The organism is Spiroplasma melliferum KC3 (assembly GCF_000236085.2).
Taxonomy (GTDB): domain Bacteria; phylum Bacillota_I; class Bacilli_A; order Mycoplasmatales; family Mycoplasmataceae; genus Spiroplasma; species Spiroplasma melliferum.
Map to the genome: position 1 here is coordinate 664,392 of NZ_AGBZ02000001.1, position 25,905 is coordinate 690,296.

At 26.0% G+C, this 25,905-nt stretch carries 23 protein-coding genes; 21 read left to right on the forward strand and 2 right to left on the reverse strand.

What is annotated here, in order from left to right; all coding sequences use genetic code 4:
* Nucleotides 1-51 precede the first annotated feature (51 nt).
* The 15 genes from SPM_RS03270 to hpf all read left to right on the forward strand — a co-directional run bounded on the left by SPM_RS03270 (nucleotide 52) and on the right by hpf (nucleotide 16,914).
* On the forward strand, nucleotides 52-825 hold the full coding sequence (locus SPM_RS03270) for an SDR family NAD(P)-dependent oxidoreductase (protein ID WP_004028222.1): 774 nt from the start codon (nucleotides 52-54) through the stop codon (nucleotides 823-825).
* Nucleotides 826-1,030: 205 nt separating this feature from the next.
* Nucleotides 1,031-2,647: a hypothetical protein gene (locus tag SPM_RS03275; RefSeq protein WP_004028223.1), complete on the forward strand. Its 1,617-nt coding sequence runs from the start codon at nucleotides 1,031-1,033 to the stop codon at nucleotides 2,645-2,647.
* Nucleotides 2,648-3,676: 1,029 nt separating this feature from the next.
* Entirely contained in the window at nucleotides 3,677-4,282 is a 606-nt protein-coding gene (locus tag SPM_RS03280) for a hypothetical protein (RefSeq protein ID WP_004028224.1), read from the forward strand.
* A gap of 51 nt (nucleotides 4,283-4,333) precedes the next feature.
* A complete protein-coding gene (locus SPM_RS03285; RefSeq protein ID WP_004028225.1) occupies nucleotides 4,334-5,440 on the forward strand; it encodes a hypothetical protein in 1,107 nt (368 codons plus the stop codon).
* Between the two features lie 241 nt (nucleotides 5,441-5,681).
* Nucleotides 5,682-7,013, forward strand: a complete 1,332-nt coding sequence (locus tag SPM_RS03290) for a DEAD/DEAH box helicase (protein ID WP_004028226.1) — start codon at nucleotides 5,682-5,684, stop codon at nucleotides 7,011-7,013.
* Between the two features lie 231 nt (nucleotides 7,014-7,244).
* Nucleotides 7,245-7,700: a hypothetical protein gene (locus tag SPM_RS03295; RefSeq protein WP_004028230.1), complete on the forward strand. Its 456-nt coding sequence runs from the start codon at nucleotides 7,245-7,247 to the stop codon at nucleotides 7,698-7,700.
* A gap of 201 nt (nucleotides 7,701-7,901) precedes the next feature.
* Complete coding sequence (locus SPM_RS03300) at nucleotides 7,902-8,312, forward strand: hypothetical protein (protein WP_004028231.1); 411 nt, start codon at nucleotides 7,902-7,904, stop codon at nucleotides 8,310-8,312.
* Nucleotides 8,313-8,404: 92 nt separating this feature from the next.
* Nucleotides 8,405-9,421, forward strand: a complete 1,017-nt coding sequence (locus SPM_RS03305; protein ID WP_004028232.1) for a hypothetical protein — start codon at nucleotides 8,405-8,407, stop codon at nucleotides 9,419-9,421.
* Between the two features lie 265 nt (nucleotides 9,422-9,686).
* Nucleotides 9,687-10,622 carry a tRNA (adenosine(37)-N6)-dimethylallyltransferase MiaA gene (miaA, locus tag SPM_RS03310; protein ID WP_004028988.1) on the forward strand — a complete coding sequence of 312 codons (936 nt, stop codon included), beginning with the start codon at nucleotides 9,687-9,689 and terminating at the stop codon, nucleotides 10,620-10,622.
* Between the two features lie 644 nt (nucleotides 10,623-11,266).
* Nucleotides 11,267-12,571, forward strand: a complete 1,305-nt coding sequence (obgE, locus tag SPM_RS03315) for a GTPase ObgE (protein ID WP_040584402.1) — start codon at nucleotides 11,267-11,269, stop codon at nucleotides 12,569-12,571.
* A 2-nt stretch (nucleotides 12,572-12,573) separates the two neighbouring features.
* Nucleotides 12,574-13,323: an NAD(+) synthase gene (gene nadE / locus SPM_RS03320; RefSeq protein WP_004028990.1), complete on the forward strand. Its 750-nt coding sequence runs from the start codon at nucleotides 12,574-12,576 to the stop codon at nucleotides 13,321-13,323.
* A 735-nt stretch (nucleotides 13,324-14,058) separates the two neighbouring features.
* Nucleotides 14,059-14,349: a hypothetical protein gene (locus tag SPM_RS03325; protein WP_040584403.1), complete on the forward strand. Its 291-nt coding sequence runs from the start codon at nucleotides 14,059-14,061 to the stop codon at nucleotides 14,347-14,349.
* A 505-nt stretch (nucleotides 14,350-14,854) separates the two neighbouring features.
* Nucleotides 14,855-15,664: a hypothetical protein gene (locus SPM_RS03330; RefSeq protein ID WP_040584404.1), complete on the forward strand. Its 810-nt coding sequence runs from the start codon at nucleotides 14,855-14,857 to the stop codon at nucleotides 15,662-15,664.
* Nucleotides 15,665-15,858: 194 nt separating this feature from the next.
* The gene (locus SPM_RS03335) at nucleotides 15,859-16,437 is read left to right on the forward strand and encodes a hypothetical protein (RefSeq protein ID WP_004028993.1); all 579 of its coding nucleotides are present in this window, start codon (nucleotides 15,859-15,861) and stop codon (nucleotides 16,435-16,437) included.
* 99 nt (nucleotides 16,438-16,536) lie between these two features.
* Complete coding sequence (gene hpf / locus SPM_RS03340; protein ID WP_004028994.1) at nucleotides 16,537-16,914, forward strand: ribosome hibernation-promoting factor, HPF/YfiA family; 378 nt, start codon at nucleotides 16,537-16,539, stop codon at nucleotides 16,912-16,914.
* A 60-nt stretch (nucleotides 16,915-16,974) separates the two neighbouring features.
* On the opposite strand, the gene SPM_RS03345 is transcribed toward hpf, so the two are convergent.
* Entirely contained in the window at nucleotides 16,975-17,415 is a 441-nt protein-coding gene (locus tag SPM_RS03345) for a hypothetical protein (RefSeq protein ID WP_004028995.1), read from the reverse strand.
* Nucleotides 17,416-17,481: 66 nt separating this feature from the next.
* Nucleotides 17,482-17,901 (reverse strand): DUF192 domain-containing protein, encoded by a 420-nt coding sequence (locus SPM_RS03350; protein ID WP_004028996.1) that lies wholly within the window; start codon nucleotides 17,899-17,901, stop codon nucleotides 17,482-17,484.
* A gap of 78 nt (nucleotides 17,902-17,979) precedes the next feature.
* Here SPM_RS03350 and SPM_RS03355 point away from each other — a divergent pair, with 78 nt between their 5' ends.
* The 6 genes from SPM_RS03355 to SPM_RS03375 all read left to right on the forward strand — a co-directional run bounded on the left by SPM_RS03355 (nucleotide 17,980) and on the right by SPM_RS03375 (nucleotide 25,667).
* Nucleotides 17,980-18,531 carry a DJ-1 family glyoxalase III gene (locus tag SPM_RS03355; RefSeq protein WP_004028997.1) on the forward strand — a complete coding sequence of 184 codons (552 nt, stop codon included), beginning with the start codon at nucleotides 17,980-17,982 and terminating at the stop codon, nucleotides 18,529-18,531.
* A 287-nt stretch (nucleotides 18,532-18,818) separates the two neighbouring features.
* Entirely contained in the window at nucleotides 18,819-20,294 is a 1,476-nt protein-coding gene (locus SPM_RS03360) for a lipoprotein (RefSeq protein WP_040584405.1), read from the forward strand.
* 236 nt (nucleotides 20,295-20,530) lie between these two features.
* Nucleotides 20,531-21,820, forward strand: coding sequence for a spiralin repeat-containing protein (locus tag SPM_RS03365; RefSeq protein ID WP_051600827.1), 1,290 nt, complete (start codon nucleotides 20,531-20,533; stop codon nucleotides 21,818-21,820).
* A 29-nt stretch (nucleotides 21,821-21,849) separates the two neighbouring features.
* The gene (locus SPM_RS03370; protein WP_040584406.1) at nucleotides 21,850-22,821 is read left to right on the forward strand and encodes a hypothetical protein; all 972 of its coding nucleotides are present in this window, start codon (nucleotides 21,850-21,852) and stop codon (nucleotides 22,819-22,821) included.
* Between the two features lie 109 nt (nucleotides 22,822-22,930).
* Nucleotides 22,931-23,083, forward strand: coding sequence for a phospholipase D-like domain-containing protein (locus SPM_RS06555; RefSeq protein ID WP_156031182.1), 153 nt, complete (start codon nucleotides 22,931-22,933; stop codon nucleotides 23,081-23,083).
* Nucleotides 23,058-25,667, forward strand: coding sequence for a DEAD/DEAH box helicase family protein (locus SPM_RS03375; protein WP_081799505.1), 2,610 nt, complete (start codon nucleotides 23,058-23,060; stop codon nucleotides 25,665-25,667). The genes SPM_RS06555 and SPM_RS03375 overlap by 26 nt, the downstream gene beginning before the upstream one ends.
* Nucleotides 25,668-25,905: the final 238 nt, after the last annotated feature.

Consider the following 25,905-nt stretch of genomic DNA (forward strand, 5'->3'; position numbering starts at 1 on the left):
ATATTATTTTATTTAATATTAAAATTAAAGAAATGAAAGGAATGATATATAATGGAAAAAGAATTTGCTGTAGTAACAGGAGCATCATCAGGGATTGGATATGGTTATTGTCAGTGATTATTAAAGCAAGGTTATCATATTATTGGAGTATCTAGCCATACAGAATGAGCAAAAGAATTACAACAACAATTTCCTGAACAAACAATTATTGCTTTATCATATGATTTGTCTATTTCTGAAAATTGTTATGCTTTCTTTGAAGAAATAAAACAGTATCATATTGTTTTATTTATTAATAATGCTGGTTTTGGGAAAAAAGGTCTTTTTGAAACAATTCCTCTAGCAGATGAATTAAAAATTATTAATTTAAATATTCAAGCGGTCCATATTTTAACAAAACTTTTTACGCAATATTTTATTGCAAAGAAAAAAGGACGAATTATTAATATTTCTTCTCTAGCTGCTTTTTTCCCTGGACCAGGAATGGCAACTTATTATGCAACAAAAGCGTATGTTTTAAGTTTATCTGTTGCTATTAATACTGAATTAAAGAAAACAAAATTACCTGTTCGTGTAATTACAGTTTGCCCTGGGGCAACACAAACTGCTTTTTTTAAAAATGCTGATTTTAAAAACAACAAAACATTACCAGGTTTAATGTCATTAGAACAGTTTATTAAAAAATCCTTACCAAAAGCGTTAAAAGTAAAAAGAAAAAATTATTTAATTATTGGTTGAAAAAATCGTTTCTTAAAACGATTATTTCGTATTATTCCACAAAAATCTTCATTAAATTATACATATTTAATTCAAACTAAAGATTAAAATTTCTTATATATGTGTTAATTCACACCATAAATTAGAAATTCTTTCGAGCTAAAAAAGACATACTTTAAAATAATTATTAGCCCCTTGATTTTTTTTTTTTTTTTAATAACATAAAAGATATTTCGAATATGTAGGATATTCAAAGTATATATAAAATATTTGAAATATATCTATTTTAAAAAAAGGAAGGGTTTAAAAAACTATGAAAAAACTATTAGCAATGTTAGGGGTTGCAAATTTTAGTGTTGTTAGTGTTAGTTCTGTTATTAGTTGTAAAAATGCTTGAAACAATAATCAACATAACAATGAAAATGACATTGATTATAATGGAGATTTAAAAATTTTAAATGACATAACAAAAGCAGCATCAAATGCAATTCAAAAATACACAGCAGAAAAAACTTTAATTGATACTAATTTTTATCCAAGTATTGATTTTGAAAACTTATTTACAATGGTAAGAAATGACCACCAAAAGGAAGTATTAAAGGAAAAAGATAGCAAGGTTGCGCCAGTGTTAGCAACTCTTAAGACTGGTTTTATGGCAGTTTTTGATAATATTAATCGAGAAATTGCTAATAAATATTCAAACTATTATCCAAATAGTTTTCCATTGAATATTGAACCAGATAGTGTGAAATTTATTTTAAATTTTATTGATGTTGAAAAATTAGGTAAACTGGCATATATTAATCCAGAAGGTTTAAAAGCAGTTCGTTTAGACTTTAAATTTGATGTTAGCATTAAATTTAAAAAATTAGTAACAGTTGTACCATTTTTAATTCAATATACTATTACTAATGATATTGATAAAATGCAAAAAATTTTAAAAGCAGTAGTAGAACAAATATCAAATTCAATTATTAAATTTTTTAATGAAAAAATGTCAGGTGATATTATTGTTGATAAACATGAAGATTTCAAAAGTATTTATGATAATTTTGATTTAAATTATGCGTATGATCATAGTATGTTAGATGCCATTGTTCAAAAAGCCTTAGAAAAAGGTTTAAAAGATGACAAGACATTGGGAGAACTTGGTGAAAATATCACTTATGCTAGTGACGAAAAAATCTTAATTTTATTAAATTCAATTATTAATCCAGATACAAACGGTGTAACGCCAGTTTTACCATATGATGAAAAATATGCTTGAGTTAATACTGGTTATGCGCCAGACAAGTTAACACCCGAAAATTTCTTAGAATTTTATGGTGAAAAATTAAATATTTTAACTGCTTCTACGGGTGAAAAATTACAATTAGGACAGTTTAAAGTTAATTTAGCAAAAATTTTAGTAGCGGGAATGCCTTTATCAGGTATTGCATTAAATGACAATAAACCAATTTATATTAATGTCGGAATAACACGAGCAGGGATGATTAAAAAGATTGAAAACTTTGGACGAATTATTGCTGCATTTTATAAATATTTTCAAATTACGTGAGATATTCGTGTTCATACCGAAGGTGTTATTTTCTTACCAATTAAAAAATGAGAAAAATTAAATAACCAATTTGCAAAAAATCCTGCTTTATCGCTTCAAACAATTTGAAACGATTATTTAAGAGAATTTAAGGAACAACCTGAAATCAAAATTTTACCTGATATTGGGAAGTTCTGAGTGACAGCACATAACAAATTTAATGTTGACATTGGTAAAGACCGTGCATTTACTTGACATTATGGGTGATATGATGAACTTAAATTCCGTTTTGGTGTTAACCAAACAACGAACAATATTTATTATACACCTTGGCCAATTGATAAATATCGAATTTCGTTTAAACCAGAAGACTATGTTTATCCACCATCATAAGATATTAATTATGATAAGTTAAGAACAATAAAGTTTACTTTATTGTTTTTTTATTTGTAATAAATATGAATTATTGCAATTGTAGTTTTTATTACATTATGTTTTTTTTTTTTTTTTTAAAATGTTCTTGTTTTTTTTCTTAAAAAAAGTTATAAATAGACTAAGCAGTTGTATTGTTATAAAAATTTATTTTACCAAAATTTTATCAAAAAGATGGGTATATCAATTATCAAAATAATATTATAAATTTTGTTTATTAAATAATATAGTTAAAAGAATCAGGTAATTAACTAAAAGTTTAACGATAGTTAGAAGTTTATTATTTCGTATTTTCAAATTTTCTTATTCTGAATATAACATATAATTTTACTTCCTGATTTAAAAAAAATATTATTTTTAAATATTTAAAAAAGAAGATAAAACTATGAAAAAATTATTTCTTAAATCTATTAATTATTACTAGTTAGTAATATCTTTTATATTATCTATTTTTCCAAAACTATGAAAAAGAATTTTCAAGTAAACAAAATAATATAATAATTAGTTAGCACTAATAAAATGTTAATTAAGAACATATGATATTTTAAAAATTATTAAAAGTTAATTTAAATGTTAGAACAAATAGTTTTAACATGAATTAAAAGAAAGTCATTTAAGTTTTTAACATTTGTGTAATTAGATTATCTCTTAATCATTTTTGTTGCTAATTCAGTAGGTAAGTAAATTTTTAGCAATTGCGGTATTAAAACCATCTTAGTTTTATTACTAAGTTATTACAAAATAAAATTATAAATTAGTAATGAAATAAAATTAAATTTACTAACAAAAAAGTATCACTTCCCTTGTTATTGGGCTTAAATAATATTTCAAACTTTTAAAAATAATAATAAATTTAAAAACTTCCTTTAAAAAATAGAAAAAATATTAATTATCCATTCCTTTTATATATATAACTTCAAATAAGAAAGAAATAATATTTAAGTCCTTATTTTAATATTAATTTAATTTTTAAGAAAGGATATAAAGCAAATGAAAGTCACAACAATTATTTTAGGAACGTTAGGAACTATTGGCAGTGTAATACCTGCAATTAATACATTTAGTACAAATATAAATCCAACTACGGTTGATAATATGAAAAATGAACTTGATAATATGGATAGTTCACTGATTAATTCAAGCAAGATGTTAGAAGAACTTAAAGAATCATCAAGCAGTTTAATGGATGATTTCCAAGAAATTTTTAATGCAATAATGGGTGAAGATGATAGCGAAGATACTATTGTAGAAACAGTTGAGGGTGGTATTACAGAAGCGGGTCTTGAAAGTAACATTGCAGAGACAGCTCTTGAAAGTAACATTGCAGAGACAGCTCTTGAAAGTAACATTGCAGAGACAGCTCTTGAAAGTAACATTATTGGAAAAACAGTTGAAAGTGGTCTTCTAACTAGTTCATTAGGGACAGCAGCTACAACGATAGGAGTAACGGTAGCCATTGCTTTAGCAATATATGGTGGATATTATACTTATACACATTGAGATGATGTTAAAACTTTTTCAAATAAAGCTGTTAATGATGTTAAACATTATATTTCAACAACAACAGATTATTTAAAAAACTGACTATTTTTTTAATATAACAATTTTTAGTACAAGATAATTTTATATAAGAAAGGATAAGTCAATATGAAAAAACTAATAGTTATTTTTGGGGCATTAGGACTTAGTAGCAGTAGTTTAAGCGGAACATTAATGAAAACTCCTGCTTTAAATTATTCAAATCGAACTGTAGCACAAGAATTTATTATGAGAGATATTATTGGCGATATATCAAATAATGAATTAGTACCATCAAATGTTTACTCGTTATTAAATTCAAAAGCTGAACCAACGTTAACATTAACTAATAAACCAGTTAAGGTTAAAACTAATTCTGGTTTTAAAATCTTTAAAAAAATTAAGAATTTCACTAAAAAAGCATATAAAGAAGTTAAAGAAGATGCTAAAGATTTCGGTAAAAAAATTGGTAGAAAAATTAAGAAAACTAAAAAAGCTGTTGTAAACAAAAATGTTGCAACAGAAAAAAGTCTTGGTAAAAAAATTATCCCTCCTAAAGGTATTGAAACAGACCTAAGTAAAGTTGAAAAAATATCAGAAACTGGTATTAAAGATATAGCAAAATCAAACAATGGGATTAAAAACTTTTTTACAAGAAAAACTAATAAAGTAAAAAAAGTGATTAAGCGTGGATTCCAGAGTATAAAAAATATTGGTAATACTGCTGAAACATTTTTGAAAGAAGAAGGTAAACATTTAAGAACAATTATGAAAGGCCAAGGTAAACATTTAAGAACAATTATGAAAGGCCAAGGTAAAAATATTGAGAAAATAGGTAAAAATACTTTTCAAGGGATGAAAACTGCAGGAAAAGCTGTTAAAGCCCTTGTCAAAGAAGAAAGTAAAAATCTTAAAATTTTTATAAAAACTCAAGGTAAAAATCTTAAGATAGGAATTAAAAAAGGAGCAGTTTTAGCTTATAAAGGGTTAAAAAAAACACCACGAATAGTAGGACAAGTGATAGGTGAATTTACTAATGGTTTAGTATGTGCCTTATTTGGAATTGTACCAGGATCGGCAGGAATAGTACTAGGATCAGCAGCCGTTGGAGCAATTGGCTATTATGCTTATAATCATTCTGATGAAGTGAAAAATTTTGCTAATTCAGTTGCTAATACAACAAAAGATGTAGCATCATCAACAACTCATTTTTTAACAAATTGGTGACCATTTTAAGAGTTTTATCAAAAAATAAATAAAAAAAGCAATTTTTATTGCTTTTTTTATTTATTTTTAATAGAATTCATTCTAATTTCTAAGAAAAATCCTTTATTTTCTTATTTTTTTAAGGTATACTTAGTAAGTTGTTAAACTTTAATTTATTCTGTTATCTAAAATAATATTAATATGTAAATTCAACAGCTGTAATGTTAAAAAAACAACTAAACTATTTATACTAAATTTTAAAGGAGACTAAATGAATTTTAATACATTAAATTTATACCCAGCATTACAGCGAATGATTGCTAAAATGGGTTATACTAACCTAACTGAAATCCAAGAAAAAGCTATCCCAGTTGCTCTTAATAATCAAGATATTATTGGTAAAAGTCATACGGGTACTGGTAAAACTGTAGCTTTTATTTTGCCAATTTTGCAAAACTTAAATACACACTTAAAACAACCACAAGCGATTATTTTATGTCCAACCCATGAATTAGCAAGTCAAATAATTGAACAGGTTCGAAAATTTGCAACTTATTTAGAAGGAGTAAATGCAACCTTAATTTGTGGTGGTTCACATATTCAACGTCAAATTTATGCTTTACGAAAAAGCAATATTATTGTGGGAACTCCGGGGCGAATTGCTGATCATATTAATCGTAAAACATTGCGATTAGATAAAATTAAAACAATTGTTTTAGATGAAGCTGATGAAATGTTAAAAATGGGATTTAAAACTGACCTTGATAAAGTATTTCAAAATGCTCCTAATAAATATCAAACATTATTATTTTCCGCAACAATGCCAAAACAAGTATTAGAAATTGCTAATAACTATCAAACTAATCCCGTTGAAATTGTTGTTACAAAAAATGTTATTGAACAAAATAATATTAGCCAGCATTATGTTAACGCAATATCTTATCATAAGGAAGATGTTTTAATAGCATTATATAAACATTTGCAACCAAAACGAAGCATTATATTTTCAAATACAAAAGTTTTTACTAATAAAATTGCTGAAATGTTAACAAATAATGGTATTCCTTGTTGCATCATTAATGGTGATAAAAGTCGTTATGAACGAGGACAGGCAATGCGTTTATTTCGTGATGGTAAAGTACGAGTTATGGTTGCCACTGATGTTGCAGCACGAGGAATTGATATTGATAATATTGATTATGTTATTAATTATGATATTCCAACAGAACGAGAAAGTTATATTCATCGAATTGGTAGAACAGCACGTGCTGGTGCTACTGGTGTAGCGATATCAATTGTTTCAAATCGTAATGATTTAAGAGAAATTCAGCATTTAGGTGCATACCAAAAGAAAAAGATCGAGTTATTAGATATTACAACATATGATTTAAAACAAAAACCTCAAGAAAGAAAAAGTTTTAGTACTAATCATAAAAAATCAGCTTTTAACCAAAAAAACAATAGTTTTAAATATGAGGATTCATATTTAGATAATAAAAAGAACCAAAATACAAAAAAGAAATTTAATACTCAAGGTAATAAAAAATGAAAGCAAAAAAAGCAAAAATTTGATAAATCTAATTTTACTTTTAATAGAATTTAAACTTGCTTAATTTTTTCAAAAAGTAAAAATAATAAAACAACTTCTCTATAAGTTGTTTTTTATTATTGTTTTATATAAAACAATAACTTAAATTATTCACTAATATGATAAATTTAAATTCTATTGCTAATTTAAAATAAATGTTATAGAATAAAAACCGTATATGATTTTAAAAGATAAATATTATGTTTTAAAATAAATTGCCTTAATTGAATAAGAAAGAAAAACAAAATGGAAATTACTGCAGAAATTAAAAGAGCATTAAAAAAAACTTATAAATCAATTAAAAAAAGCATTAATAAATTTTTTAAAAAACTTGGGTTTAATAAAATTGAAACTAATAAAATATCAAATAAGATTTCTAATGATGTAAATGAATTAATAAATACATGCATAAATAGCAAATACTTTGAACAAATAGACTTACTTTATCAAACACCTAGTTTTTGAACAAATTCAGAAAATAAAAAAAATGTTAATGAATCAGTAGCACCAACATTAGCATGTTCGCAAGAAACACCAATTTATGAAAATGTTCCCTTCGTTAATAAAGACCAAGGAAATAAATACAAAGAATTACTTAATGATGCTAATAGTATTTTATTGCACAAAAAAGAAGATCCAGTAAATAAACCAGTAGGGCAAATTGAAGTTGAAGTTACCGATGATATTGGGATGGAAAAATAAGATTATCCTGGACAATCTAAGATTTGAGAGACATTTTTTATTGTAAAAATATTTGATTTAAAAAAGATAATAAAATATTATCTTTTTTATTTTTAACAAGAAGGATAATGTTCTGGCTGCTTAAGAGATTGAAAATCACATAAAATAGTGTATAATTACTTCTGTTAGTTAAAAAATACTAATTTAAAAAGGGGATTACTTATGAAAAAACAATATCTTTCAAAATTATCAGAGCCAGAAATTCGTGCAATTTGAGATAATACTGCTCGTGGTGGTGGTCGTAATAATTTACTTTATCGTCGTGATATTGCAGGAGCTTTTATTAAAATGGGAGAATTAAATCAAGAAACAGAATTTGGATGAGTTATTGAACCATTAATGCCACTAGAGAAAGGCGGTAAATTAGAAGTTAATAATTGCTTAGCAATGCATTGAAAAAATGCAAAAGCTCGGCGAGGAACATTAAATGATTGAAAAGCAGCAGTCCAAGGGGTTACCAAAACAGACAATAAAAAAGAGTTTCAAAAACCAATGAATATTAAAAGTGATAAAATTATTAAGACAGCAATGATGAAAGTTCACGAAGTTCATCCAATTTGAGAAAAAAGATAATTTAATCTTGTTTTTTTAATAAAAATAATATATTATTATTTGTAATTACACAATACCAAACGTGAAATTCTTGGTAAAGGAGATAAATAGGAATGAAAAAATTGTTCAGTGTCTTTGCTGCAATTAGCATCTTAGCTGCTCCGGTAACATACACAATTGGATGTAATCCAATCCCTGATTTACCTTATATTTCAGATAATCAAATTTCAGAAAATACTAAAAAAACTATTAATAAGCTTGTTTTGGGTGAAAATAGTAAGGTTGCTACATTATTCGATTATAATCTTGATACATGAGTAAAACCAACCTTTTTTCCAAAAGAAAATATTATGAATATTAATATTGAGAACAAAGATATTTTAAAACAAATGCAACGAACTATGTCGCAATTACAAAAAATTCATAGCGAAGAAAATTTATCAAAAGATAGTTTAGAATATATGAAAAAAAGTTTACTATCATCACAAGATTTAAGAAGTCAGCCTTGACCAACCGTTGTTGAGAAATATAATTGATATTTAGATCAAAAAAGTAAAAATAAAACAGTAACGGATTTAGAAACTTTAGTATCTTATTATGATAATCCAATTTCAGAAAAATCAGATTTATATAACAAAAAACGTTGATTATATGTTGACCAACTTCGCAGTGAAAATGTAAAAGATTGATTTAAAGATGCGCATTCATGAACCTTAAATCCTAATAGTAAGAATTATGATGAGGAGACAAAATTTGATCAAGGAATTTTTTATCATGTTTTACTTAATGCTTACTTACAAAAAGTGCAAACAAATTATGATGTTCAATTAAAAAATATTTGAAAGGAATATAGCACTGAAGATGATAAGGAAAATATTCAAAATATTATTAGTCCTGATATTGCAGGAATTACTTTAACTTTTACGGTCTGAGATCCTGAAAAATGAACTAAACATTTTGTTGATGCGCATCCTGTTGTTAATAGTAATGAGAATCTTTTTGAAAATTTACCAATTTTACCAATTGAACAAAAAATTGGAGTTAAATTAGTTGTTGCAAATATTTATGGAACAGTTTCTAGTTATTTAATTGGAAGTTTTGTAATTTCTAATTTATTAGGAATTGAATAAACTAGATTTGTTATTTTTGCTAAAAAGAAATAAAATGTGATAAAATGTAATTGTCCGCAAGGACAGTTTTCTACGTTTATTATAACGTTAAGGTGTGTTTGGGGTTATTAACCGCTATATAAATCAGTAACTCTACACCCAAGCACTTAAAGCGGTTCAGGGTTATCTTAAAAATAAATGAAAGGCTAACAGTTGAATGTTAGTTTTTTAATTTGAAAAAAATAAATTATCCGATAAAATTTATAAAGAGATGAGTGAGGTTTTGATGGTGGCGAAAAAAGTTATTTTAATTGTTGGACCAACAGGAAGTGGTAAAACTGCTTTATCAATTAAAATCGCTCAGCGTTTTAATGGCGAATGTATTAATGCTGATGCAACCCAAATTTTTAATGGGTTAAATCTTGCAACAAATAAAGTAACACCATCTGAACAAGCTGGAATTCCACACCATTTATTATCAACAATTGATTTAAATGATAATTATTCCATTAAGATGTACCAACAGCAGGGACGAAAAATATTAGCCCAATTATGAAGTAAAAATAAAATTCCAATTGTTGTTGGTGGTAGTGGGTTATATATTAATGCACTATTAAAGAATTACCAATTTTCTGATCAGGGTCGTGATTTATTAAAAACAAAGGAATATGAACATGTTTCAAATTATGCTTTATGAGAAAAATTAGCAACAATTGATCCACAAGAGAGTACTAAAATTCATCCTAATAACCGAAAACGAGTTTGGCGGGCATTAGAATATTATTTACAAACAGGAACATTAAAATCAAGTAATGATCATCACCGAAATGAATGATATATTGAACCATATATTATTGGGTTATTACCAGATAAAGCAGAACTGCATCAATATTTATTTGATCGGGTGTTACGGTTAACAGAGCAAGGTTTATTTGCTGAAGTTGAAGCAGCATATAAATATTGTAATTATGATTTAACAAAGCAAAGTATGAAAATTATTGGTTGTTCAGAAATTATTCGTTATTTAAAAGGTGAGCTTTCATATGAAGCAACATTAGCAGCAATGGTGCAAGCTAATAAAGTTTATGCTAAAAAACAAATCACATGGTTTAAACACCAATTAACAAATGTGCATTGATATTCATTTTCCTATTCACAGTTTGATAATCTTTGCCAGAAAATTATTGTTGAATTAAAAAATAGTAACTATTTAAAATTATAATTTATTTTTAAAAACATTCCTTAAAAAACAATATTAATTGTTTTTTTCTTTTTTAAGGATTAAATAACTCCTAAAATATTTAAATTTTGTTATAATATAATATGTCCAAATATAAAAACTATTTAAGAATTAAAGAAAAAAATTTAAAGTAAGTTTCTTTACTTATCAAAATAAATTTATATAACTTAATTAATAAATTTTTTAAATATAAGGAGAATTAGTGCAAAAAATTATTATAAGATACTAAAAGTATCTTCTACTACTAATTTTGAAAAAATAAAAAATACAGAAACTAAATTTTATGAAATTCCAGTAGCATATAACATTTTATCAAATCCAACCAAAAGAAAAGAATATGATAAAAAGTTATTTTTATCTCCTGTTGATGCTCCACCATTTACTGATTTTACAATTTTTAATAATAAGTTATAAAGAATTAGAGGTTATTAAGTTAAGAAACGCAAAGATAACATTTTAGGTTTAAATTATTTTGTTCAAAATGCAATGGGTTCAGATGGTATGAAATTTCAAAAACAATTGTTCTGTTGGTTTTAACAGTGTTGAACAGGGGGATGTCAAATTAATTCTTAAATAGTTTATTAAGTGCACTGAATGATGATGATACAACGAGAAAAGGGTATATAATGAAATTTATTGATGTCGCAACAATTAAATTATTTGCAGGAAAAGGCGGTGATGGTGCCGTTGCTTTTCATCGTGAGTTATATGTTCCAAAAGGAGGCCCTTCGGGTGGTGATGGTGGTAATGGTGGAAGCATTATTTTTGTTGGCGATGAAGGAATGAATACATTACTTGATTTAAAATATCAAAGAGAAATTAAAGCAGTTGATGGTGAAAATGGAAGCATTAAAAATATGCATGGTAAAAATGCTGCTAATAAGTATATTAAAGTTCCGTTAGGTACTTTAATTTATAATAATAAAACAAATGAAATTATTGGCGATATTACTACTCATCAGCAAGAAATTGTCTTAGCAAAAGGTGGCCAAGGTGGTCGTGGCAATGCTCGTTTTGCTAATTCTAAAAATAAAGCGCCAACTATCTTTGAAGCTGGTGATTTAGGCGAAACATTAGAGATTCGTTGTGAATTAAAAGTTTTAGCTGATGTTGGTTTAGTTGGTTTACCTAATGCTGGTAAATCAACTTTATTAGCAAAAATTTCAAAAGCTAAACCGCAAATAGCTGATTATCCATTTACAACATTAACTCCGCAATTAGGAGTTGTCCAAGATCAAAACCATCATAGTTTTGTTGTGGCGGATTTACCAGGATTAATTGCTGGCGCAGCAGCAGGTAAGGGGCTAGGCCATGATTTCTTACGGCATATTGAACGTTGTAAATTGATTGTCCATGTCTTAGATATGTCAGGAAATTATGGAACAGAAGATGTTTATCAAAATTATTTAAATGTTAAAACAGAATTAAAAAAATATAATTATAAATTGGAACTACGACCAGAAATTATTGTAGCAAATAAAATGGATCTTGACATTGCAGCAAAAAATTTAATTAAATTTAAAACCCAAATTCCAACTGCCGAAATTATTGGAGTTAGTGGTTTAATGAATCAAAATTTATCATTGTTAATAAATCACATTGGAACAGTTCTGACAAAAATTAAGGATAATAAAGCATTATGGCAATTAGACGAACCAGTATCAACGGAAGAAGATTATAAAGTATATAAATATACCACGCCAATTGAAGAAGAGGTGGAAGTTGTTAATCTTGGCAATGGTGTTTGAAAAGTATCGGGAGCAGCGGTTTATCAAGCTTATCATAAAACACCAATTACAACTTATGATAATTTATTATTATTTAATAAAAAATTACAAGATTTAAAAGTTTTTGAAAAGTTACGAGCAAAAGGAGCAAAAGCAGGAGATATTGTTCGCATTTTTGATTACGAATTAGAATGGGATGGATAATAATGAAAGAATTAAACCAATATTTAAGTTATTTAGTAAAATGAATTAAATCAGAAGTGACAAAAGCCCACTGCCAAGGGGTTATTGTCGGTTTATCAGGTGGAATTGATTCGGCTGTTGTTAGTTTATTAGCAAAACAAGCTTTTCCTGAGCAACATTTAACAGTTATAATGCCTTGTCATTCTGACTATTTTGATCAAGAATGTGCACAGTTGTTAGTTAATAATCATCAATTAAAAAATCATCTTGTTGATTTAACAGGAACATATGATAATTTAATTGCAACATTAGCTTTGCCACCTCATCAATTAGCATTCGCTAATATAAAGCCACGGTTACGAATGACAACCTTATATGCTTTAGCACAAAGTCACAATTATATGGTTTTAGGAACGGATAATGCTGATGAATGACATGTCGGATATTTTACTAAATATGGTGATGGTGCTGCTGATTTAGTCCCTATTATTCATTTACTAAAATCGGAAGTTCAGCAAGCAGCACAATTATTAGGTGTGCCATCAGCAATTATTTCACGTCCACCAACAGCGGGATTATGAGCTAGTCAAACTGATGAAAAAGAATTAGGGTTTACTTATCAACAATTAGATTATTATTTACAAGGAAAATCAGTTCCAACAGCGATTGCACAACGAATTAAACAATTAAATCAAAGTTCTGAACATAAACGACATTTACCTAAAGCACCACCAAATATTTTTAGTTCGTTAATTTCTGTTAGTAAAGATTAAAATTGTTTTGCAATTAGTTTTGTAAAACTTTTTTTAACTAGGATTAATGTGTTTATATTTTAAAGGAGAATTAAAATAGTGTTGCGTTGAATTAAAAAGATTTTAAGGAGAAAAAATAATATTCAAAATAGTAACATTAATTTGATCAATTCGTCATTACGTTTTAATATTTACTGGAATTTAATATATTATTTATATATTATATTTTAGGAGTCAGAAACAGCCTATGCTTTTAAAATGCGACTATTAATTATTATTTTTTCAGCAAAATTAAGTAAACTAAAACAATTAATTTTAAGTAAGATTGTGCATAAAATCAAGGATACTAAATTTTTCCAAAAAGTACGGGCACCACCTTTATAATAAAATTTATATATTTTTGTTTAAAGTGTCTTGTTTACTTATTTTTGTTATATAATAAAAATAATAATATTGATATATATCTGATGTAATTATCGTTTATATCAATTTAAATCGATTATATTAATTAATATTGATTTAAATCGATTTAAAAGTAGAAATATAATTTAAATAATGTAACTTTAACAATTAATGTTGTTTTACCTTAATTGTTACTTTAATTATGTTAAACTTAAAAAATGCAATTAAAATACTATCATAGATTTATAAAAATTTATATTTAAAGAAGCATGTTTCCGTATTTCTTTGAAGAAACTTATTAAGTAATAAAAAATTAGTAACATTTTTTATAAAAAAAGAATTATGGAGGTTTTTATGAAACATACAAATCATAAATGAGGAAGATATGAAAGAAATTCAATTTGAAAATCATATGCAATGAATAAAGTCCAAAAATATTTTGAACATAAAGATTATAGTAAGTATGATCTTTTTCAAGAAGCACCGTGCAAATATTGTGGCCAATTAATGCTAAAAGCTCAATATCAAGATATTCAACCTGATAAAGATTATTCTTGAACTATTGACTATATTGATGGGAATCTTTCCAATAACGCTTTAGAAAATTTACAACCAGCGCATCCTTGATGCTATAATAATAAATAATTTTAATTTTTAATAATGTAATAATATAATGCTACTTTATCTAGTTAACTTAGTTGGTAAAAATTAATCAGATAAAGTGGTTTTTATTTTAAAAAAAATTGCTTTTTATTATTTTTACTATATAATGAAATTAATAAGAGTTAGATTGATATATATCTGATGTAATTATCGTTTATATCAATTTGGATTGATTATGTTAATTTAATTTAATTAAATTAATATGAATCAATTTACGATTAAAAACATAATTTAAATATAATTGAATAAATTAACAAATAAAATTTAGATGTTTTTTTGTGTTAAATAGTTTCCAAAATATAATAATAAATTTTTATAAATAATTTAAATTTAACAAGACCCAAACCCAAAGTCCTCTGCATAATATGTGCAACATTAAATAAATTTATAAAAATTAGATTTGTTAATAACATAAATTTATATTTAATTATGTTTTTCATTTTTATTATTTTCTATTTAAAAAATGGAAGAAAGGAAAAATAAAATTATGGAATGACCATGAAGTAATAATGATGCAGAAGCAAAGTTAAAAGAATTAGAAGACAAGACTGATAAAAAAATTAAAGCTTCAGAAGAAAAATGTATCAATGAAATTAACAATCAATTAAATAATTTTAAAAATGAAACTGATAAAAAAATTAGTGCTGCAGTTAATGAGTCAGAAATAAAAGTTGATGAGAAAATTGCTAATGCAGTTAAGGATTCAACAGCGAATGTTGATGAGAAAATTAGTGCTGCAGTTAATGAGTCAGAAATAAAAGTTGATCAAAAAATTATTGCTTTAGGAGAAAAAGAACGTGAAGAAAATAGCAAAAATTTAATTGAAATAACAAATATCATTGATGAAAAAATAAAAAGTTTAGAAGAAAAACAAAATCAAATTATTAATAATTTAGAAGATAAATTAAATAAGGAAAAATGAATTATTGGTGAATATAAATGAATGCCAGTTGGTTCTAAAATGCCTTCGGGTTGAGTTAAAGTAAATATGACTGAAGGACATACATTAATAGCAGGTCGTACAGCCGGAGTAACATCAGGAAGTGTTGGAAAACATGCACATGATTCAGCAAATAATAATTCTGTATGAGCCTTAAGAAATCCTAACCGCGGATTCTCATTTATTAATGATCGTGATGGTGGACGAATTGGTCAAAAATACATGCCATTTTTACACGACTATAATGATTTAATTTTGATTAAACCAAATGCTAGTGATACAGGAAAAGGAATTTCTAAAACTAATGATAATATGGCAGCCGGTTTAATCGCTGAACTTTGACAGTATAAAGGTTAAAAGACAAAGAAAATTTAATAATAATTAATAAGGTTAATTATTAATGTTATAGGAAAGATTTAAAGTCGTATTTTAAAATATCACCTTTAAATCTTTTTAATTTTATGAACCTTAGTAATACTTGTTTTATAAGGCATTTTAAAGTATAATTATACTTAGTGGAAATAGTAATAATAATTTAAGGAGCAAGTAACATGGATGATAAACTGATTGAAGATAATACTGATTTTCTAATAAAGTTCACCCTTGAAAACTTAGAACTTTTAAAAAAATTAAAAATTCAGCTTGATCAAGAAATTAGTCATTTATATGAATTAGCAAAACAAAAAAAGCAGTCGATACAGCATTTACAAGAAAAGTCAAAACATAATTATAGTAAAATTAAAAATAGGAATGATTTTAAAAATTTAATTCAACATGCTTTATTGGAAAAATATATTGATGAAATTTTAAATCGATTTATGTTTCGAATTGATACAATGATTTTACAATATAATTTATCAGAAAAATATAGTAAGATTATTAATCCAGTTGAAATAAATGCACGAAGTGTATATTTAACAATTAAAGAACAAAAAAATTATTCAACTAAAGAAATGTTAGAATTACAAGAATTACTAAAAGAAGTTAATGCGCCATTAGTTGAACTAGTTAAACAATATAATGAAAAAATTAGTCAAATTAATGCTAGCAAAGTTTTAATTGAAAAAATAACATTAGAAGAAGTAACAAATGAGTATATTGATTTTTTCTTATTGGATGATAAAGGTTAAAAATTTTATTAATTTTACCTTTTTTTTCTTTTTTTTGTTTAAATATAGAATTATCTTTTGTTTTGTTATAATAATGATATAGAAATGAGGCGAATATTTATGGAATACAAAATTCGTAGTAAAAATATTATTATTACTGATGCAATGGACCAACATTTAGTTGATACTTTTAATAAATTATTAAAATATCAACAAGTTAATGAAAATGACCTTGTTCATGTTGATATTGAATTTACGAAAGAAAATAATATTGTAATTCATACTGCAATTGATATTAGAGGGCGAAATAATTTTTTAAAAGCAGAAGTTCGCAATAGTGATTTTTATAAGGCAGTTGATCAAAGTTTATATAAAGTTGAAGAACAATTACGAAAAATTAAAGGAAAACAAGAAGACCGTCATAATAAAAATCAGTCATTAGGGAAATTTTATAGTGAAGTGATTGATGCAGAAGAGGAAGACCTTGATCTTGAATAATGCTTATAAATAAAAAATGTTTAACTAAATTTAGTTAAACATTTTTTATTTTTATAATGATTACTTGTTGCTACTTGTTGTACTTACTGCGTTTGCTTTATTAACACGAATTGCTCCAATTCCTTCTAATAATCATATTAACGCACCAATTAGAGCAATTAATTCACCAACAACAATTACTCATGTTGAAACTTCTTTTGTTGAAGTAATAATTGCGCCAATCATTCCAATAATTGCAATAGTAATAAAAATAATTCCGGCAACTAATTTAGCAATTTTATGACGAATAAAGGTTGCAACACAAATAAATAAGAAAGCGGTAATCAAAATAATTGCACCATTATCACCATTATTATTGTGAACAAAAAGTTTTGTGTTAACATTAACGTTTGGAAAAGAATTTAAGATTGCTAAGATAAATAATCATAACCCAGAAATTCAAATCATTACTTTTTGGAATGTCACAGTAATTTTAATTGTTGCATATTTCATTTTTGCCATTGTTTTTCCTCCTTAACCATAACATTATTTATATTATAACTTAGTTTTAAAAATATTAATGATAAATTAAATAATTCGTAAAATATCGTTTGGTTTAATATTTAAAAAATTAATCATCCCAGGAGCAAGACAATAGACAAAATAACATTGTGGAAAATAATGACTCATTTTTTGTGGCCCAAAATTTTGAATTGTGTGAATAACTTCAAAGTTTTTATTACAAAAAATGACATCAAGTTGATAAAAAATTCCAAAACTATTAAAACCACGTACTTTACGTAATAAATATCCATCTTTCATTGTAATATCATTTGGTTGAATTAAACTTGTGAATTTTTCCCGAAAAGTTTTAATTACATGAATATTAATGTCTTGTGGAATACTATTAACAATTAATGATTTACGATTTTTTAACAAATAATATTTTTTATTTCGTTTATGTTTTGTTCGATGAAATTTATAAATTACTTTTGAGAAAAATCCCATGCATAACACCTTTTCCTTTTTTTCTTAACAATTATATAAAATTATATTATAATTACCAAGAGAAAAGAGGTGTTATTTATGAAATTTGCATTGTTTTTAGCAACAGGCTTTGAAGAAGGTGAAGCAATTATTACAACTGATGTGTTACGACGAGGAGGCATTAAGTTAGAATTAATTAGTATTACCAAAGCATTAGAAGTTGTCTCATCGCATGATGTTACGATTAAAGCTGATAAATTAATTGAAGATGTTAAATATGAAGATTATGATGGTTTTATTTTACCAGGTGGTCGAATTGGTGTTGATAATCTTGCAAAAAATGAGATGTTAAAAGATTGATTATTAAAAGCTAATAATGCTCAGAAAACAATTGCTGCAGTTTGTGCAGCGCCCCAAATTTTAGGGCATTTAGGAATTTTAGACAATAAAGAAGCAACAAGTTATCCTGGATGTACAGAAGGAATGGACAAGGCAATTTATAATAATGAAATGGCTGCTATTACTGATGGTCATATTATTACTGGTGCTTCAGTTGGTTCAACAATGAATTTTGCTTTAGCAATTGCTGATCGAGTTTTGGGAGCAGAAAAAGTAATGAAACTTCAAAATGAATTAGTAATTCGTGATTAATTTAGTTCTATTAAACATTTGCATAATAAATTGTAAAAGAGTAAAATTAATATACCTCAAATGAGCACATTAATTTTGTATAAATTATTTAGCAACTCTTAAAAGTAATTCTGATAAATTTTCTTAATCCTTTGTTCAGATAAAAAAGAGTTTAAAATTTTAGTTGAGGTAGATATGTTCGTTTGTTATATTTAAATAACAATACGGTTTTTTAACTATAATTTAAATGAATATTAAATTTATATTTTATTTTATTCAAAACTGAACTACAATAAGGAGGAAAGAAAATGAAAAAGTTACTAGCCTTTTTAGGAGCTATTTCATTAGTTGGGTCAAATGCTGCTTTGATTACAGCATGTACTACTAAAAAAGAAGATGCAAATCTTGAAAATATTAAGCGAGAGTTGTCACAATATGTTGAAACACCATTTTTTGCTTCATCATCAAATGTAACAAGCGAACAGTTAACAGCAGAGTTAAGTAGTAGTGTTACTTTAGGAAGTTATAAATTAACTGTTACAAATGATGCAACATTTGTGCAACCAAAAATTATTGATAATAATCATTCAGATGAAAAAATAGCACAAGTTAATACTTTAAATATTTTACAAGAGCAAGATACTAAAAAAGGTTTAGATGTTGTTAATGGAACTGCTAGTGTTAGTATTTTCAAAAAAGACAAAGAACAATTCAATGTTAAAATTCAATGAGTTACAAATGAGTTAATTCTTTTAAAAAATACTGTCAATAAAATTGACAATACAAGTGGGAAATTACAAAATATTAATTTACCATTACCACCATTAATACAAGGGGTAAATATAACTTTTGCTGATTTATATACTTTTATTAGTTTGTTACCTTTACCAGAGCAAGAAATTATGGACATTGATTTAGCTAAAATTAATGAACCAGATTTTCTTAAAAAATTTGATACAGTATTAAATCGTATTGTTGAGAATGTTAAGAATACTCTAAAATTTGATATTAGTGGTTATCTTAATAAAGATATTTCTTTTGACCAAACACTTGTTGGAAAAGGAACAGTTAAAGACCTTTTACATAATATGGCTCCTGATTTAATTGCTTTATTGCAATGATTTATTAGAGAAGGAAAAGAAAAAATTGAATCAACGCATAATACAGTCTTACCATTAATACAATATTTATTCTCACCAGTTAATGAACAATTAAAAGAAAATATTAAAGGTACTTTTGGTGAAACAGAATATTTTTATCAAAATACTAATACAAATTTAGATAGTTTAGCATTTCATGCTTTAACCGGTTATCGAAATGATTACAAAGAAACGGATAGTAAATATCGATTCTCATTAGATGTGCCTTTGTTTGGCGGTGAAATTAACCAAAGCAAAATTAAAACTTGACTTAAGCTAAAACCAACGTTATTAATTGGAAGCATTTTAGATATTTTTGCTTCAAAAGGTGATGAAGGAATTGATGCTGTTAACACGAATCTTGTTCAACCAAGTACATGAGAAGGAATTAATACTTTTCTTGCTGGTTTTCTTCCTAAAATTAATTTTTTCTTAGGTCCACAATTGATGATTTATGCTGGTTCTAATATTTTACGTGATTTTGGAGTAAGTAATACGGAATTAAGAAGTAATGATGTTACAATGAGCGCTGGAACGGTTAAATTACAATTTAAAAAAGATGGTAAGTGAGAAAATTTCAGAGCAATTATTGGGAAAGATAAGACTTCTAACTTAACCCAAAATTTTAACTGCTGTAGACTTTAAATTGAGTTTTACTAATGTTAAGTTTAAAGTTACAGCAAAAACTAATGCCAAAATTGCTTATGAAACGAATGGTCAATCTCGTTTTGACTTGTGATTCTCAGATGAGCATGAGTAATAATTGGATAATCTTATAATGAAAAAGTTTTCAATTTTTAATTGAAAACTTTTTTAATTCTTTTTTTTGTTTATAATTAACTTAGAATAATGTGTAAAAAACAAAAGGAGTTAGATTATTAATGAAAAAAATATTATTAATGTTAACTAGTTTGGGAATTATAATGCCAACTAGTTTTAATTTAATTGCTTGTAATCCGCCACAACAATATGAAAAAAATATTTTACAAACATTTCAAATTAATACTAATCAGACAGGACCTGAAATTCTTAATAATCTTCATACTTTTATGCAAATTCGATATAATCTAAAACAAGATCCAAGCGCAGTTAAAATTGCTAAATATGAAATTTGATATAATAATAAAAATATTAATAATGACAAGACAACAACTGTTACTCGTGATAAAATTATTAATATTATTATTAAATTAGCGCCCCCTGATAAAACAATTCAATTTGATCAACAAAATTTAGTACAAGAAAGTTTTATTTTAGGTGGTACTTACAAAGTTAATATTAAAGTAACCGATGTTAATAAACAGGATATTAAAACAGTAGTTCTTAATGATTTAAAATTAGCAGCACATGAAGAAAAAACATATGCCGCTTTAAACAATGAGGTGGAAATTGTAGAAGCAGTTCGGGATGCTATTAATCAGCGCTTGTCAATTACTGCTTCGAATAATGACTTTATTTTAACAAATGACCAAGTTCCTCAAGACAAACAAGTTCCTAATATGGTTGTTACTTTTACCGTCACTGCTACAGCAAGTAGTAGTTTAATTCAAGGCTCATTTACTTTTAGTAATACTTTATTAGCACGCGAAGATATTTCTAGTGTGGAAATTAACAAAATGTCAATTATTCCAAATCCAAGATTAACATATCAAGCGTTAAACCAAAATCCAGAAATATTAGATGCTATTATTGGCACAATTAATAATAAATTACAAATTACAATTACAACAAACGATTTTGTTGTTACAAATGATCAAGAAGTTAAGAAAAAACAGGCGCCAAGTCAAAAAGTACATTTTACAGTTAAAGCAACAGAAAGTAGTAATTTAATTAAAGGAAGTTCTAATTTTATTGTTGATTTACAAAAATTAGATATAAGTTTAGTTACGATAACAAAAATTGGTTTGATTGCAAATCCGGATGCTAATTATCAAGAATTAAACAAAAATGCTAATTTAATAAGCGAAGTAATAAAAGCAATTCAAACAATATTTTCAATTATTGTGACAAATGATGATTTTAAAATTACTAATAATCATGACAAAAGTACTGATAAACAAAAACCGGGAGAAATTGTTGAATTTACGGTGCTGGCTAATGAAAATAGTTCATTAATTACTAGCAAGTTTACTTTTAAAATAACTTTACTATCAAAAGAAATTTCATATTAAAAATTATTGCAATAGAAGAGGAAACTAAAATGATTGAAAAGTTAAGAAATAATGATTGAAAAATAGTAAGTCGAAAAATTATTAATGATCAATTGCAAGAATATTACCATAATAATATTTCCTTTCAACCTCCAAGGAAACGGTTACAATTAATTATTCGTTGAATGATGTTTTTAGGACCCTTTTTTAGTATTATGGGAATTTTTATTATGATTTTATTTGTAGTAAAAAATATTAAAATAACTTTAATATGAATTCCTATTTTAATGTTCTTAATTGGAATTGTGCTAATTATCATAGTTTGTTATTATATTGTTAAATGAACACGATTATTAAAATTATCCGATAAAATTATGGATAAAATTGATTTAGTAACAATTTATAATTTAGCATTAGGCGAATATTTTACTTCTGAATTAACATTATTAGGGATTACTAAAATATTTAAACCATTACCAACAGACTTAATTAATTTTAATAATAACACTAAAATTGATTTTGTTTTTAATTTAACTTATTCTAGTGGCAATATTTCTTTTGGAACAATTACTCATAAGGTTCCAACTAAAATTAACAATAAGATTGATAAGGAAGAATTTTATCGTATTCCAATTTTGACAGTCCAGCCATATCACAAATTAACAGCGCAATTTACAATCCAACCGCGAGGGGTAACAACCAAGTTTTTTAATCCATTAAATTATATTAATTTACAAGATAATTTATTTGAAGAAAAATTTTTAGTTGGTGGTACATCTGAACGGGCAATTAAAGCAATTTTAACGCCACAAGTTCGAAAAAATTTATTTATTTTAGCAGGAAAAGCACCAACCATTCCAGCAATTGATGCTGATGAAGGGGTTTTAACATTATTATTTCAATCTTATTTAGTTAAAAGTTGAAATGATAAAACAATGGCCTTAACAACAGTAGAATTTTCCGGAAAGTTTGATAATATTATTCAAGATATTCTTTCAAAAATTGAAACTGATATTATTTAATTAAAATAATGTTTTACATGATTAAATCAATTTGACATTATAACTATTCAGTAAATAATTTTATAATTACTTATTTTGTTAATAATTACCAGAAGAGAGATGAAAATAAATGGGAGAAAAGTTTTTTACAAATCAAAATCAGCAAAAATTATTAGTTGAATTAAATAATGAAATGTGTACTGCTGATGAAGTGTGCTTTGTCTTTCCTTTTATTTCAAAGGCAATCATTAATAAAATTGAAACATCAATTAAGCATTGTTAAACCAAAACCAATTCCAATTCGAATTATTACGACAACTTTTGATGATTTAGCAGAATACAATAATTTATTAGAATTGACCCGGTTAGTGACAACTTATGATAATATCCAAATCAAAGTTGAAGATAATCTAGAAAAACGAAGTGAACGAATTCATATTAAAGCTTCGCTTTTTAAACGATTCCATGGTATTTCAACTGTCATTCTTGGTTCTTCAAATTTAACTTATAAAGGAATGGTTACTGGGCGAGAATGAAACATTAAATTAACAGCAAAAAATAATCCTAATTTAGTTACGGAAATAATTGCTGAATTTGAACATTTATGAAATGAAGTTTTAGTTGATTTTAATGATGAAATAGCACGTAATTATTTATTAGAACGAATTAGTCAAAATCAATCACTGCGAATTGCAACAATGTTTAATCATACTGCAACTGAAATTTTAACCATTCGGAAATATTTATATGATTTTCAAAAAGTAATTGTGGCAAAATTACAATATCGTCGGCGCTGTGGCAAGAAAGCACATTTAGTAATTATGGCAACGGGAACTGGAAAAACTGTTGTTGCTGCGTTTGATTATTTACACCAATTACAAGAAAATAATCATCAAACTTTGAAGTTGTTATTTTTGGCTCATCAAAAAGAAATTTTAGACCAAGCATTGCAAACTTTTCGTAATGTCCTAATGGATCAAACTTTTGGGGAAGTAATGTATGAGGGCAAAGTAACACAGAATCAAACGCATGTCTTTGCAACAATTCAAACTATGGCAACTCGCTTGCCACAGTTTGCTGTAGATCATTTTGATGTGGTCATTTTTGATGAAGCACATCATATTGCTGCTGCTACCTTTGACCAAGTTTTTAATTATTTTCAACCACAACAAATACTTGGATTAACGGCAACACCAGAACGAGAAGATGGTAAGTCAATCAAAAAATATTTTCTTGATGAATATGCGGAAGAATTACGACTATGAGATGCAGTTAATCAATGTTTATTATGCCCATTTGATTATTATTGTATTGATGACAATACTGTTGATTTAACTGGGGTTGATTTAAACGCTGATAATGAACTTTTTAAAAAGTTAAATACTAAGGCTCGAAATGAATTATTATTAAAAATGATTGATAAGTATATTGGTTTATATGCAAAACCAGTTGCATTAATTTTTTGTGTTACGACTGAACATGCTAAATTAGTAGCAACATTTTTACGAACAAAACATTTACGTGCAGATTACTTAACTTCTGAAAATCGTGATCACCGAACACGGATTTTACATGAATTTAAAACAGGACGAATTAATTATTTATGTGTTGTTAATATGTTTAATGAAGGAATTGATGTTCCTGAAATTAATACTATTATTTTATTACGACCAACAAATTCAAAGACAGTTTATTTACAACAACTTGGGCGAGGTCTTCGTAAAACAGAATTAAAAAGTCGATTAGAAGTTTATGATTTAATTAGTAATATTGATAGTAAATATGATATTACTGTTGATATTAAAAACTTATATGATCCAAAATTAACGTCAATAAAGGGATTATTAGCTAATGAAGGTTTGCCCTATAATTGTACAATTACTTTAGAACAACGTTCACAAAAAATTATTTTAAATAACTTACGAAAATGATATGATAATCGGGCACGAATTAAAACCCATATTCGTGAATATTATCAAAAATATCATGAAGCAGGATTAAAACATTTACTATATGATTATGATTTATCCTTATATCAATTTTATAATTATGTTAATGATTTTTATGTTAAAATTGGCCGAAATATCACACATTATCATCAAAATGAAAATAATACTAATCGAAATAAAAATATTTTAAAACAATTTTTATTTTTAGATAGTTATCCAATTATTAATTATTTTATTTTACGTTTAAGTCAAACGCTTGCTGCTGATGCTATTAACCTTGAATACGATAATTTATTAATAACATCATTATTATATGAAGTAACAAGTATGAATGTTTTTACGCAATTATTTCCAAATTATTTAACCATTCCTGATTTAGTAACTTATTTTATTGAACAACATCAAGTTATTGTGGCTGAATTATTGTTGCTTTTACAATATAAATTAGAACATGAAACATTAAAAATGTATTCTGTTACCACAACACCATTGTTACAAGGGTCTACTTATACTGTAAAACAAGTCTTATCAGTTATTGGCCGAACTAATTTTTTATTATCACGAGGTGAGTTACGAATTATTGCTTTTCAGGCCGGATATTTAACATTTGATCAAACAAAACAAGTTATTTTAGCGGATGAGGATGGGACTGGTTATGGGAAATTAACAAAATATTTACCTGATCAAGAGATATTTTATTGGTCAATTCCAGAAGTAATGACAATGGCTAATAAATTAGTGCGAGATATGCAAAATAGTACAATTACAAAATACTTGTTTTTACAAAATAAAATTAATTTAAAATGACCAAATTTAGGATTAAAATTATATTCCTTTGTTGGTTTTGGGCAGTATAACACAATGCTAACAGACAAATATCTTACTGCAAAATTTTTTGTTCAAGATGAACAAGAATAGGTCTTCATTGAACCCTATTATTTATAATTGAAGGTAAAAAAGATTAATCCATCTTACTAGTTAGGCAAAAATGTATTATAATTAAAGAATAATATTATTTTTATTAAAGGAGCCTATATAAAATGGAAAGTTTTAGTCTTCGAATACATTCGGAGTTTAACGAGGTTAGCAACATTTAATAATGCGGAACAGTTATATCAAACGAAAAAAATAACGTTATTAAAAATTGATGAACAGC